At 31.2% G+C, this 14,264-nt stretch carries 10 protein-coding genes; 7 read left to right on the top strand and 3 right to left on the bottom strand.

Going from position 1 to position 14,264, the window contains the following annotated elements:
• The 5 genes from NF27_RS11535 to NF27_RS10600 form a co-directional block, all read left to right on the top strand.
• On the top strand, positions 1-364 hold a 364-nt coding region (locus NF27_RS11535), incomplete at its 5' end, for a transposase (protein WP_204367900.1).
• Positions 365-374: 10 nt separating this feature from the next.
• Positions 375-668, top strand: coding sequence for a type IV secretion system DNA-binding domain-containing protein (locus NF27_RS10615; protein WP_275574626.1), 294 nt, complete (start codon positions 375-377; stop codon positions 666-668).
• A gap of 329 nt (positions 669-997) precedes the next feature.
• Entirely contained in the window at positions 998-5,917 is a 4,920-nt protein-coding gene (locus NF27_RS10610) for a tetratricopeptide repeat protein (protein WP_039459475.1), read from the top strand.
• A gap of 314 nt (positions 5,918-6,231) precedes the next feature.
• A complete protein-coding gene (locus NF27_RS10605; protein WP_039459473.1) occupies positions 6,232-7,509 on the top strand; it encodes a replication-associated recombination protein A in 1,278 nt (425 codons plus the stop codon).
• A gap of 109 nt (positions 7,510-7,618) precedes the next feature.
• A complete protein-coding gene (locus NF27_RS10600; protein WP_039459471.1) occupies positions 7,619-8,827 on the top strand; it encodes an ATP-binding protein in 1,209 nt (402 codons plus the stop codon).
• A 185-nt stretch (positions 8,828-9,012) separates the two neighbouring features.
• Here NF27_RS10600 and NF27_RS10595 read toward each other — a convergent pair whose 3' ends face one another.
• A complete protein-coding gene (locus tag NF27_RS10595) occupies positions 9,013-9,771 on the bottom strand; it encodes a hypothetical protein (RefSeq protein WP_039459469.1) in 759 nt (252 codons plus the stop codon).
• A gap of 132 nt (positions 9,772-9,903) precedes the next feature.
• Between NF27_RS10595 and NF27_RS10590 the strand changes: the two genes are divergently transcribed.
• A complete protein-coding gene (locus NF27_RS10590; protein ID WP_039459467.1) occupies positions 9,904-12,831 on the top strand; it encodes a hypothetical protein in 2,928 nt (975 codons plus the stop codon).
• Positions 12,832-12,922: 91 nt separating this feature from the next.
• Here the strand turns inward: NF27_RS10590 and NF27_RS10585 are convergent, their stop codons facing one another.
• Together NF27_RS10585 and NF27_RS10580 are read right to left on the bottom strand one after the other, a co-directional pair.
• Positions 12,923-13,345: a type II toxin-antitoxin system VapC family toxin gene (locus tag NF27_RS10585; RefSeq protein WP_053332796.1), complete on the bottom strand. Its 423-nt coding sequence runs from the start codon at positions 13,343-13,345 to the stop codon at positions 12,923-12,925.
• 4 nt (positions 13,346-13,349) lie between these two features.
• Positions 13,350-13,580: a type II toxin-antitoxin system Phd/YefM family antitoxin gene (locus NF27_RS10580; RefSeq protein ID WP_039459461.1), complete on the bottom strand. Its 231-nt coding sequence runs from the start codon at positions 13,578-13,580 to the stop codon at positions 13,350-13,352.
• 337 nt (positions 13,581-13,917) lie between these two features.
• Here NF27_RS10580 and NF27_RS10575 point away from each other — a divergent pair, with 337 nt between their 5' ends.
• On the top strand, positions 13,918-14,232 hold the full coding sequence (locus NF27_RS10575) for a transposase (RefSeq protein WP_039459482.1): 315 nt from the start codon (positions 13,918-13,920) through the stop codon (positions 14,230-14,232).
• The last annotated feature ends 32 nt before the right edge of the window (positions 14,233-14,264 follow it).

The following is a 14,264-nucleotide window of genomic DNA, read 5'->3' as shown; positions in this document are numbered from 1 at the left end:
GGGAGATATAGAGCAGTTATGGTATGCTGTAAATGATAATATGTGTAAACAAGGACGCCTAACTTATTACTCGGATTATGCAATAGAAACTATGGTAACATTACGCATACTACTTAAGTTGCCGTTGAGGCAAACTGAAGGGTTTGTTAGATCTATATTTGAGCTTACTGGACTTAGGCTAAAAGTACCGGAGTTTAGTAGATTATCTAAAAGAGCTAAAAGCTTACTTAAAAGAATAAATTTACCACTACTAGGTGAGGAAGGGTATTTAGGCCCAGTGTTAGAGAACGTGCAAAAACGGAACTCTGGTGCTGAGCTCCTTAGTTTATGCAGGTTCCAAGGCTTACCGTTTATGAGTAGGTAATAGGAAAGTTATCACAACCGGATTATCCTATAGTGCCCACGAAATGAGAGATGGTGTAAATGTAAATAAGCAAAAAATAACTCAACACTTAGTACTACCTACAGAGCTTATAAGGCTCAACAGTAAAGAAGGATACTTTTGTATGGCTGAAGGATATCCTGTAGCTAAAGTTGAGTTTAAACATACCAATTGGTCTGTGAATAATGAAAAGTTAATTGAAGTAGAAGACATAGCTCAAAAATCTACAGCTAATTCTGAAGAACTCTCAACTTCAACAGAAGAAATTAAGCCGGATGCTAAGTAGATTATATAAATGAAGGTACTTATAGTAAAGCCCCTAATTGAGTTTTAATGTTAATAGACCTTTTTATACGATCCATGGCTAAATATTGTTTATTGAAATTTCAAACATAATACAAACCATAATTATTATATCTTAAATATATATAGTAATTTAGCTAACAATATTCACCATTATAACTACTTGAAAATAGTTAAAATTTAGATTCTAAGTAATTTTTTTAATAATTCCGTAACAAAATAAATATATTCTTAGATAATATATATAGACATTTAGAGGACAATAAACCAAGCATATGTGTAAACAATAATCTGCAAAGGGTTTTAATTCAAATGAAGAGTAATCTAATTCAAGCAATACAAGAAGATAATATTGAGCAAGTAGAGAAAGAGATTAAAACTAACATAAATATAGCTGACTTAGAATTTGGTGGAAGTATTCTTCATTGGGCTGCGGGCTTTGGTTCTATAGAAATTATTAATTTACTAATAAAACAAGGAATAGAAATAAATAAATTAGATAATGATGGCCAAACAGCTTTACATTGGGCACTAGGAGAGGGGAATACAGAAGTTGCAAACTTATTAATAGAAAATAATATAAACGAAAATATAAGAGATCGGTTTGGCTCATCAGCACATGATCTAGGTGTAAAAAGATTACAACCAAGTTCATCTTTAGCTAATATTCATAACACAAGCAACAATACACAGCGGGAAAATACTGGTGTAAGTGAAATAAAAAATAATCCAGTGCCTACAAATAATAATGCAATACAGCGCATGAGTAAGGACTTTGAGGTATTATTCAAGGCTATATTAATTATTGAGGAAATAGAGGAAGAAGGAAATCTAGAAAAACTAGCAGAGCTAGGAGAGTGTTTTCATAATATTAAATGGAGAGATGAAGACCCAAACTGCATAAGAAATAAGTATGGTTTTATTGATAGATCACAATCATCTGAAAAAACAAGAAAAAGAGCAGGAGGAATTGATTTTGAGCAACTAGGGTATCTTAAAGATATGCTTGATATAAAGTCACCTGAACGTCTACTTTTCCTAGAGGTTATAAAGTATGCTTTAAATGAACCAGATAAAAAGTATAATATATTGGAAGCATTAAAAGAATTAAAAGGAAAAATATATAATATTTTTCAGAATGAGCTGCCATTAATAAGTTCTTTTATACCTAAGGAAGACTTAGAAAATTATAAATCAATTGTAAATAGAACAACACATGGAAATATTAGTAAAAGTAATATTGTAACAAGTTGTCAACCTTTAGCTATACCTATTGTCTGGGTAACTTCTTTTTATCATGATTATAGGTGTTTAGCAGCTATAAAGGCATATTTACAACTTGAGCATTTTGAAAATATAGATTTACAAAATAATAAAACTGATCGTTATCATATAGCATATATATTTGTTAAAATTGGTGAACGCTCTAGAGAAATTTCTGATAGATTAAAATCTTGGGAAAATGATGATGAGAATAAGGGAGTTTTTGGCAAGCTTTTTAAAAAGCTAGTTGGTTATAGAAATAATATCAAAGGTCAGCCTTGGATAATTATAAAGAATAGCAAATTAATAACATTAATGTTTAATGTTATTATCAGCGAAAGAGAAACATTGCTTTCATTTATAAATTTATTACAAAGCTTTTTAGAAACACGCAGAAATTTAGCACCCACTGAAATATGGAAATCATTAAAGAATGAAGAATTGTTAAAAAATGACGGAGAATTTGTACTAGGCATTGATGTAAAACTCTTAACAAATAATCTTCAAAAAGGATTAAAAATAAAAAAAGAGGCTAAGGAAGAGAACGATGAACAAAAGAAGGCTATAAACGACGATGTTGTGCAGGAAAATCAACAATCTTCAGAAAGCAGTAGCCAAATAGAAAAATATTATACAGAAGAAGAAATCCTACAAAAAGCAAGATACATTATAGAATTTTCAGAAAAGGTAATAAAGAATTATATAACTATTCCTGAGAAGCAAAGAGGACAATATTTAAAAAAGATTGCTTCTAGCAAAGTAGCTATAGAGACCTTAAAAGGCTTAGTACAAAGTGATAAACTAGAAGAATACACTAGAGTGTTAGATTTAGTTATTAAAGGAGAACTAGCTGCAAAAAAACTTTTTGGTTATGTACCATCTGATAAGACTAAAGAGGCTGGGAAACTCATTAATGCTATTACTCAAGGGATAGTAGCTACTAAAAAACTGCATTTTTCAGAGCCACTTGAACAGAATAAGGATTTCAGAAATTTAGTTGATTCATATAATGAAATGAGACAAAAACTTCCAATTGATTTACAAAATAAGTCTCCTGAAGCTTTCTATGAAGATGAGAGAAATAATGATCTAAGAAAATTTGTACAAAATAGTCAAAATACCAAAGTTCAAAATGATCAAAAAAGTGAAGTTGTAGAAAAGTTAAAAGTAAAAGAAAAATCAAAAGATAGTAATGATGATAGTAAAATCTTTATTAGGTTGCACAAAGAAATAAAATTTCAACGCTTATTACATAAGTTGGATAGTAAAAAGGCACATCATGCTAAGGCGACATCAACAGGGTTTTTAGGGGGATATATTGATAAGTTATATGAGAGTGAGAATTACAAAAAGATATTTGAGGAGTTAAGCCATCCAGAACTAGATTCTTCAATGAGAAAAGTTCTTTATACTCGGCATAAAGTAATAATGCATGGATTCCACCAAAATGATCTTGAAATTGTGAGTAAAGTATCTAATGAAGAAGTAGTACCTTGGGAAGAAGATATCGACTCTATAGTTAATATTTTAAAAATAAAAATATTAACTGAGAGTGAAAAAGCACTAGAAAAATTAGCTAAACTAATTGAACTAGACCCTATATATTTGCTTAAGAGCTTGCATAATAGATTAGGATTAGCATATTCCAAGCTAGGTAAGCTTGATAAAGCCCAAAGCCATTACCAAAAGTCTTTAGAACTATTTTATAACGAAATTACTTCTAATTTAGAATTAGAGAATAAAACTAATGTAATGCATAATTTAGCTGATATTTATAGAGAGAAAGATGATTTTCAGAATGTTTTAAAAATATTAGAAGAAGTAGTGCAAATTAGAAGGGAAATCTTTGAGTCTAACAATAAAAGATTACTTGATACAATAAATAACCTAGGAGTTGCCTATTCGAACGCAGGAGAAGAAGATAAAGCAGAGCAGTGCTATAGAGAAGTGTTGAAATATGATGATAATATGACTGCTCAAAGTAATTTAGCGATCTTATTATCTGATAAAGGAATGTATTCCGAATCAATTATACTTTTACAAAAAGTAATAGAAAAACAAGAATCTTTATCCGAAATAAATGTTAGAATCCTAATAACAAATTATATGAGCTTATGCTCTATTTATCATGAAATCTCCGACATAACTAACCTTGAATTGTATTATAATAAAATTAATGATTTGTTTGTAAGAGAAGTTACTAAACTTAAGTCAGAATATGGAAGAAATTATTCTACATTAGTTTTTAGTATATATAGAGAAAAGGCTACACTAGATATGTCTATAGGCAAATATGAGGAAGCTATAAAAAATTATAAATATATAATAAAAACCTATAGTGAGAAGATTGACCCAATAACTCTAGGAGACGTTTATAAGGAGCTTGGAGTATGTCTTAGTTATATAGATAATGGGACTAAAGCACTTAAATATTTAAAGCTATCTGAAGAGCTATATAAAAAAAATAACTTAGTAGATGAAATGAAATATGCTTTGTTATTAAACTGTATAGGCCTAGGATACTCAAAAGCAGGTGATCATCAAGAAAGTTATAATTATTATGTTAAAGCATTATCTATTTTGGAGAGTTTACAAGCTCCTGCAAGGGTTCATGCGCAAACACATCTTAACTTGAGTTGTTATTTTTTAAAAATAGAAGATTTTACTAATGCTAAAATACACGCTGACTTATCTCTTCATTTAAATGAATCAGCTTTTAAATTAAGCGTTAACCCAGTAAAACTAATACCTCATGTTGAATTAGTTAAGTGCTATATAACTTTAGCCTCATATTATGTACATTTTGCTGTAAAACAAAACTCAAAAATAGGTGAGAATTATGAAGCTTATCTAAAAAGCTCGGAAGAATATCTGCAAAAAGCAAATAGCATGTGTAAAGAAATGAATCCTAATGAAACACATAGTATTTTTTTCGATATATTTTGCTCCTTTAATGAACTTTATTTACTAATGGAGAACTATGAATTATCACTGTTTTATGCCAATAAAGCCTTAGATATCTATAAGTTAAATAAGTTTAATATTATTACTAGTAAAGTTGTATTAGTGTATAATAATATAATTGAGTTATATGTAAAACAAGATAATTTGAATGCTGTGCGGGATATTGGTAAGGAAGCATTATCATTAGCTTTAGAGACTGGAAAGAAAAAGTTAATTTCGAATATATATTCTAATTTGCATCTTTCAGCCTATTATTTAAATTATTACGCTGAAGCCATAAGTTATGCAAAGCAGGGTATTAAGTATGTGGGTTCTAAAGCTAATTTTAAGCTGGAAATTTATTATGAGCTTGGAAAAACCGCTAAAAATTATGCTAGATTTATCAATAATTGGGATTATGATAACCAGCACGCTAGCATATGGTATAAAAAAGCATATAAGTATCATGCAGAAGGTATAAAATGTGCATATCAAATAGCCGGAGAGAATACTGATATACTATATTTACTTCTTACATCCATGGAACGAACTAACTACAAAATGGTAGAATTTTTTGAAAACAAAATTCAACCACAAATAAATAAAGTATCTTCTATAATTGAAACTGAACTAGATTCAACTAAATGCTCTGTAAAAACTGCTTCTACTGAATTAAAAGATTGTTATATGCTTTATTTAGGAAATAAATTTGGATATAAAATTCCTCCACGTCCTGATGAATTCAGATCTATTGAGGAAATAATAAAAAATCGGATTCTAACACGTATTTTAGATAAGTATATAAAATTAGAAATATTAAGCGAAAATATTTATAATCCTTTAAGCTGCTCTTTCAAGTTACCTTTAAGCTATAAACCTGAACATATTAAGTTAGTGGTTAGAGAAAAACTAGGTATAACTTTAGATAAGATAGAGAAACATTCTACTTACTATAGCATTGAATTACCTGTAAAAATTGTTAGGGAGCATTATGAAAGCTTAGAAAAGTCTCAGGTACAGAGATAAAATTTTGCATATGGAAAAGTAGTTTTAGCTATAAAATGATATAGAAGGCCGAGTTGGGGCTTTCTTGAAAAATTCATTACCAAAAAAATAATAAAATCAGTAAGATTAAAAGCTAGGTAAAATAAAGGCTTATATCTTATATAGCTTCCCTGCTTAGGATAGCCATTTCAAAATTTTTTACTTGGGCTAACCACCGCCTTCATAATAAATTTAGTGCTGTTGGACAAGACCTCTAATAGGGCTACTTTATTAATTTATTTTTATATGCTAACATTATTGCATGTAAGATAATTATATAATTTTTTGCCGTATAAGTGTTTAAAAGTAGTAATACAACCCCATTAGCTGATAAGCTTAGACCCACTTCTTTAGATGAAGTGTATGGACAAGAACATATATTAGATAGTGATTCACTATTCCTAAAATTGGATAAGAATTCATATGCTTTAAGTATGATACTTTGGGGGCCTCCTGGATGTGGGAAAACAACTATAGCAAGGTTACTTACTAAAAAGATTGAAGGTATCCTGTATACATTATCTGCTGTAATAAGCGGAGCTGCAGAATTTAAGGATGTATTTAAAAAAGCAAGTGAAAATAAAAAATGCGGAATTAACACTATACTATTAGTAGACGAGATTCATCATTTAAATCGTTCTCAACAAGATATCTTTCTACCATATATAGAGAATGGTACTATAATTTTAATTGGTGCTACGACTGAAAATCCTTCCTTTGAGTTAAATAGCGCTCTTCTGTCTCGTTGTAAAGTAGTTGTTGTGAATAGATTAGATACTAATGCATTACTCCATATACTAAAACGAGCAGAAAGATTGTTAGATAAGCCACTACCTATAAGAGAAGAAGCGAGAACTACTCTATGTGACATGGCCGATGGCGATGCACGATTTTTATTAAACATATGCGAAGAGCTCTTTGATTTAAAGCATACAAGCCCTTTAACTTCTTCCGAATTGCTTTCATTAATGCAAAAAAGAACACCGATCTATGATAAAGGTAGAGATCAGCATTATAATCTTATAAGTGCATTACATAAGTCTTTAAGAGGATCAGATTGTGATGCAAGTTTGTATTGGTTAGCAAGGATGCTAACTGCAGGGGAGAACCCTTTATATATTATTAGGAGGTTAGTCAGGTGTGCTGTAGAGGATATAGGATTGGCTGACCCTGCTGCATTACAACAAGCTTTAGCTGCAAATCAAGCCTATGAGCTTTTAGGATCTCCTGAAGGGGAACTAGCTATAGCACAAGCAGTAATATATCTAGCTACAGCACCAAAATCAAATGCTGTTTACAAAGCATATAAAAATTCTGTATCAGATGCTAAAAATTATGGTTCTTTAATGCCACCCTTTCACATACTAAATGCTTCATCAGAGTTAATGAAAGAGCAAGGGTATGCTGAAGGATATGTTTACGACCATGATACTAAGGAAGGCTTCTCAGGACAAAACTACTTTCCGGATAAGTTTAAAAGGAGAATTTATTATAAACCTGTGGAAAGGGGATTTGAAAGAGAGATAAACAAACGGTTACAATATTGGGCAACCTTAAGAAGGAAACTAAGTTGACTGTCCTACACAAAGCCTTTGAAAGGTACTTTGTCGATGCACGTATCGAATTAGTCTTGACCAATCCGATACGCATGGTATAGTTAAATATAATATAACTAAATAACTTATGCAGCGCTTATATCAGAAAATCATAGAAGAACACTTTGCCAGTCATGACCAAATGATTTTATTATCAGGCCCAAGGCAAGTAGGTAAAACCACCATAGCAAAAAATGTTATGAAGAGAGCTAAGTACCATAAATACTTAAACTGGGATAATGCTTTCGATAGAGAACAAATACTAGCCGAAAATAATACTATCGCCAGTAACTTACCTATAGATGCGATATTAAATGTTAGACCCAATATAGTACTTGATGAAATCCATAAATATTCACATTGGAAAAATTTTCTTAAAGGGTTTATAGATGAGTATAAAGGAAGGCTAGATATCATAGTTACAGAAAGTGCCAAGTTAGATGTTTACCGTAAAGGTGGTGATAGCCTTATGGGAAGATACTTTTTATACCGTGTTCATCCTATTTCAGTTGCTGAACTTGTAAAGTCAGAGATACTAGGCTCTGCTATAAGCTCCCCAAAGAAAATTGAGAATGATCTAATAAAGTCTTTATTAGAATTCGGAGGATTTCCCGAGCCTTTTTTAAAGCAAGAGAAAAAGTTTTACAATAGATGGCAAAACCTACGGCAACAACAAATGTTGAAAGAAGACATAAGGGATTTAGCAAAGATTCAAGAATTAGCACAGTTAGAAGTATTAGCTAATATTATAAAGTACCAAGCGGGGCAGCTTTTAAATTATACTTCTCTTGCTAAAAAAGTTAGAGTATCAGATCAAACGATAAGACGTTGGATAAATGTCTTGGAATCCTTTTTTTATTGTTTTACTATTCGGCCTTGGAGCAAAAATATTAGCCGAAGCTTAATAAAAGAACCTAAGTTATATCTTTGTGATTGGTCTATTATAGAAGATGCTGGTGCAAGGCTAGAAAATTTTGTTGCATGTCATTTTAAAAAAGCTATAGACTTTTGGAATGACTACGGCTTTGGAAATTATGGTTTATTTTTCTTAAGAGATAAAGACAAGCGTGAAGTCGATTTTTTAATAACGGACAATGATAAGCCATGGGCACTTATTGAGGTTAAGACTTCAGCAAATCAACCAATAAGCAATAATTTATTACATTTTCAGGAGCAAATAAAAGCTCAATATTGTTTACAGCTAGCATTTGATCTTCCTTATGTAGAATATGATTTTAGAGAGATAAAATCTCCAAAAGTTTTCCCTATGTCAACTTTTCTATCACAGCTAATATAATCTATAGTAAGTTAACTTGTTGTGGGTTTTGAGGAACTGAAAAATAGAATTATTAGCAATATAGCTCAACTCCCGGAGAGTAAGTCCTATATAGAAAAATTACAAAGTAATAAATTTATAAATATTCCTAAAAGTGCATAAGTAAAAAAGTATGATAATGAAAATTATGGAAGATAGCTTTTAATTTATCTATTTATTTTAGTAGCCTCTGCAGCTGTACTAAGAATTCTGTATTTAAATGAATTTAGTTGATTTTGAGGAATATTTTCCTTGTTATCATCTATAAGATGTCCAAGTCCCATTTCCTTTAGAGCAGTATTAAAATCAGATTTAATGCTATCAGTGATATTAAGACAATTCCAGAAAATATTAACTACATTATTATCAGTTTTCAAAAAAAGTTTAAATCCCTCAATACATTCAGAAGAGTTATACTCATGATTATTCTCATTAATCCGATTGCTACTTACAAATAGCCTAAAAGCCATATAGTCATCATAACGTACCATGCGTTGTAAGTATTTTGTAGAAGACATTTCAGCAATTAATTTAAAAGCTTCTATATCGCAGTTTACTGTAACCCACCTTAACAGAGAATAATTATCTAAACAAAGTAGCTTACCGATTATATTCTTACCCATTTTTAATACTTCTTCACTCTCATCTCCATATAGCTCTTTAAGCTCTATTATTCTAGTATGCCTTGCGATGTGACTCTCCCATTCTTGCCTTATTTCATCATAACGGCCATTACTAAACATGTGAGCAAAATAGTTTTTTAATGATTTTTGAGTGGGACTTGAACCTTGAGATTCGGGGGAAACTTTAGCCTTCTTTTTAGCTCTAAGTGTTTTTCCCTCATTATCTTCAATGGAGTCTGCCCAACTTACTCTTTTTTTAGAGTTAAGATTTTCTTGATTAGTATGCTTCTCATTATTTTTCATAAGCAAAATACTTTTTAAAGTTAGAAATATAATTTATAATAAAAATAATAACATATTAAAATATAGTTTTATAATAAAACTTATTAAACAATTATTAAATCTACATTATTTACTAGGCGGGGAAGGTGTACTGTGAAAAGCAATGAGCTACAAAGGTTAGAAGAATATAAAGCACATTTATTAAGGGTATTAGAAGAAACCGAGTCGTCTAAATTAAAGGAAGTGATTGAAGAGGAAATACAAACTATAGCAGCTAAAATAGTTGCCCAAGAAGTGTTAGAAGCTTCAAAAATCAAAAGATTAGAAATGTTATATACTAGCCTACAAGCAATTGTTAACTATACAGGTAAGGTTAAAAAATCTGATGATTGGGCTACAGGGCACGGGATTAATAATGCTTTAAACCAAATATTAGGGGATTGGGTTCATATTATCCACCCTGATCAGTCTTCAATATATTCCCCGGCTTCCTCCAAACAAGATAATGCATTAGAAGGAGCTATTAACTATGCTAAGAATATAGGGGGGTTTTATAGCGACAAGGATCTTATAGCAAACGGACTGATCCATCAGGATGGCGGCGATTTAAAGAAGCCTATAATAATGATTATAAATACTTCTACAATTGAGGTCAGCTCTGAAACTGATACTTTAACCGAGGGAGGAACTCATTGGCATAGCTGTGTAGTGTTACCTAAGAACTATGTTACACCTTTTGGGGTGGAGCTAAATAATAACCAAGAAATAGTATTTTATTTAGATTCACTAAACACCAAACCAAAATTACCTAAATCACTGAAGCACTTATTAACCCAAGGCACGGAGTATACCTTTGAATCAGAAGGGAAAGAGCATAAGCATAGAATATTACCTGTATTTTCGGATGCAAAAATAGTTGACGGTAATGAATGTAATCAACAGCTTGAAGGTTATGATTGCGGGTGGTGGGCAGTATATAATGCATTAATGGTTGTTTTCACCGGTAATGTGAATTATTTAAAGCAATTTGAGAGCCCTTCGAGAGAACCTGCATATGCACTGCGTGAAATATTACCCAAACTGGAAGAACGACAAGTTATTTTAGTTGAGTCTAAAGAAAAGGAAAAAGAGGTAGAAAAAATAAGTACAGATGAATTAGCAGCAATACAACATGCTATATATTCATCTATTAAAGATATTAATTCGCATAAGAAAAGAAAAAGGGAGGTTAGCGGAGAAAATATTGCAAAAGAAAATGAGAGCCCGAGTGAAGCTTATACTATACAAAAGAGATCCAGACAACAAGATAATAAACTGCAACGCAGATTAGATTCATTAGCTCGGTTATTGCAACTGAACTCGGAATGTTCGGCCGTTTGTTTTGACGGAGAGAAGATCCTTATTGCTTCTAATGAGTTTTTTATAGGGTCAAAAGATAGTAACTTTAAAAAGCAATTAAATAATATAATGTATTATCTTTCTGAGGTAGCAAACGGTAGAATTGATCAGGAAGTAAGAAACAAAATATTTAAGGAAATTTGTATAAAATACATAAAACAAGAAGCAAAGAAACTTCCTAATAAAGGATTTGCCAAAGCCATTGCAACGCTTGCCGAACATGTATTATCTTTGCCGGATCCCATGGAATTACGTAATTATAGCATTAACCAACTTTCAGAAATAGGGGGAACAAATGATAGTGATTTTATAATAGGTGCAATATTAGGAGGAGCATCTATAGCAATATCGCGTTTGGCTACTGATCTCAGAAAGATTGAGCAAGAGCTTGTTTCTTATATCAGCCAAAATACTGCTAAAGCTGTATCTACAGACATTGTTGATGCTTTTAAACGCAGTCATCACCATATGATAATGAGATCAAACGGTAGTATACGTTTAATCACAGGCCAACCTGAATTATCCTATTTATCTGTTAAGCCTACGGGAATAAAGGGAGAAGTTGAAGCAGTTACAATAGATAAGCAAGAAGGAACGGAATTTGGCTATGCTCTACTTCATTATAGTAATGGTTATAATAGTAAAATGAGGGGAGATAAAAATAATCTTCATGCCGAGCTACAAATATTACAAGCATTAATAGATAATGATATAAAAGGAGAGATAAATATCGGGGTATCGAAGTTATGTTGTCCCGAATGCAGCTGTGCTATATTAGCAGCTAGAGAAGTATGGGGTGGAAAAGCTACTGAAGGAGAAGGCTTAGAGGTAACTGAGACAATTATATCCGAAGGTGAAGATAAAGGTATTAATGTTAACTATACCCGATTAGTTGCTTTATTTAGAGATCACCATTCAATTTTTACAAGCGCAAACTGGGTAAAACCCTACTTTTTAAGTATGAAAAAGGAAAAGAATCTACAAGCTTCCAAGATATTTAATCAACTTTTAACCCAACTTAAGATAGACATAGAGGCTGCAAACAAAGGGGAGCACTATTCGATGTATCCACCAGATTCCAGTAGTAGTGCACCTAGCGATATAGAGATTGAAAAAGAAAGCATAATTTATATACCGAGATCAGAACTAAATGAGATATATAGCCAATCAGCTTTACAAACAATAATGGCTAAGGAGACTAAATTTCCTCAGGTAAATAAGGAAGGTCTCGTTAATGTAAAAGATATTATAAAGAATGATTTAAAAAATCCAGAGTTTAATCAGATGATTAAAGAATTTTATAATCGAATACAAGAAATCAGTGATGAAAAAAATTTAAAAAGAAGTTTTAAGGACTTTTTATTGCAGATATATGATAGCAAACTTAGTGAAAGTGTAAATTTCTTTGCAGAGGTAGATAGTAGAGGAGAAGTACAAATTAAAACGGGTGCATTAGAGATATTTTTACATATAGTACAGGAAATATTTAGAGAAGAAGATGTGCGATTAAATAGACAAACCGAGGAAATGAGGGTAGATGAATCACCTAGTCTCGCGGATGATGAAAAATCATCTCCATTTAGCAGCCCTTATAGTGCCAAGTCACCCTCAAGCTCACCTCACTTAACTAAATTATCACAAGAAAGAGAGCAAAATAAAGATAATTCAAAAGGGCTACAATAAGAGCAAATTTAATTTTTCTTGTAACGACACAGATTACAAGAAAGTATCATAAATATATATCTTATGGAAAATATGTGGTAGTGCAAGAACCCTAATTACTTAATTTACAAAGGTTTACATGGCCATTTTGTGCCCACTTTATTATCTTTTCATCATAGGTAAAGAGACTTGCGCTATATACTCTAGTGGTTGACACTATAATTCTATCTACAGGATCTCCATGAAAATTATCCGGTAGAGTAACAGAATCAGCTGCTATTTTAGGTGTAATTTCACATACTTTAATCCCAGTTTTACAAATTGTATTTAAGAAAATATCTATTGGCTCATGTACTTTAATTCTTTGTTTAGCATATAGCATAGCTATCTCCCACAGAGTAAGATCCGTAATAATTGCTTGAGCAGAATTTATCGATTTTTCAATAAACTCTGATTCCTTTTCTGACAATCTAGAAGGCTCAATTAAAAACCACAATAAAATATGCGTATCCAATACTATTAATGATTGAGACATAATATTAGCTCTCAGCATCCCATGTAATATCTACGGGAGTTATTAAATCACTTATAATAATAGATTTTCCTTTAAAGCTACCTGCTAATTTAGTATCATTATTTTCTATAGGTATAACACGAGCTATGGGCTTCCCTCTTTTTGAAATTATAAAGGATTGGTGTTGACCTTGTACATTTTCTAATACTTCATAACAATGGGCTTTAAATTCAGAAATTGGTAGGTGTTTATCCATAATTATTTATATATAATTGTTAATATATAATTTTTTAGAATAAACGACCTATTGAATAAGTCAATATAAATTGATATAAGCTGTTTAATTATCATCCTAAAAAAGTTCTAATTACTTCGGTATCTTTTACCTAAAAAGTACAATTATTTTAATATTATACTGATGTGTCAACAGTTAAGCGGACATATTATTAAGCGGGTTATTGGGGCGTTGTTGCTCAAATATGTAAAGGAGGTTGAAATTAACAAAAGTATGAAAGAATTAAAGTAAGAAGAATAGTTTAAAGAGTACAATGCAATCATATTGATAAGCTGAGAATATAAGCAGCTAAGTTCAAATGAAGAAAAGAAACAAGAGTAAGGTTAAATACAAAATAAATAATTGGAAAGAATATAATCAATCTTTAAAGAACAGAGGATCACTTATGCTACTTAAGTTGCCGTTGAGGCAAACTGAAGGGTTTGTTAGATCTATATTTGAGCTTACTGGACTTAGGCTAAAAGTACCGGAGTTTAGTAGATTATCTAAAAGAGCTAAAAGCTTACTTAAAAGAATAAATTTACCACTACTAGGTGAGGAAGGTTATTTAATGATAGATAGTACTGATATCAAAGTATATGGAGAAAGTGAATGGTTAGTTTTTAAGCATTGAGGAGAAGTAAAAAGAAGAGTATGGCGCAAGCC

It is taken from the genome of Candidatus Jidaibacter acanthamoeba, assembly GCF_000815465.1.
Classification (GTDB): domain Bacteria; phylum Pseudomonadota; class Alphaproteobacteria; order Rickettsiales; family Midichloriaceae; genus Jidaibacter; species Jidaibacter acanthamoebae.
This window is presented reverse-complemented; position numbering and strand designations above follow the sequence as displayed.

Excerpts from the sequence above, each read along its gene's own strand:
- NF27_RS10610 (WP_039459475.1), top strand. The coding sequence starts at position 998 with ATGAAGAGTAATCTAATTCAAGCAATACAAGAAGATAATATTGAGCAA.
- NF27_RS10580 (WP_039459461.1), bottom strand. The coding sequence starts at position 13,580 with ATGGATAAACACCTACCAATTTCTGAATTTAAAGCCCATTGTTATGAA.
- NF27_RS10600 (WP_039459471.1), top strand. The coding sequence starts at position 7,619 with ATGCAGCGCTTATATCAGAAAATCATAGAAGAACACTTTGCCAGTCAT.
- NF27_RS10575 (WP_039459482.1), top strand. The coding sequence starts at position 13,918 with ATGAAGAAAAGAAACAAGAGTAAGGTTAAATACAAAATAAATAATTGG.
- NF27_RS10585 (WP_053332796.1), bottom strand. The coding sequence starts at position 13,345 with ATGTCTCAATCATTAATAGTATTGGATACGCATATTTTATTGTGGTTT.
- NF27_RS10595 (WP_039459469.1), bottom strand. The coding sequence starts at position 9,771 with ATGAAAAATAATGAGAAGCATACTAATCAAGAAAATCTTAACTCTAAA.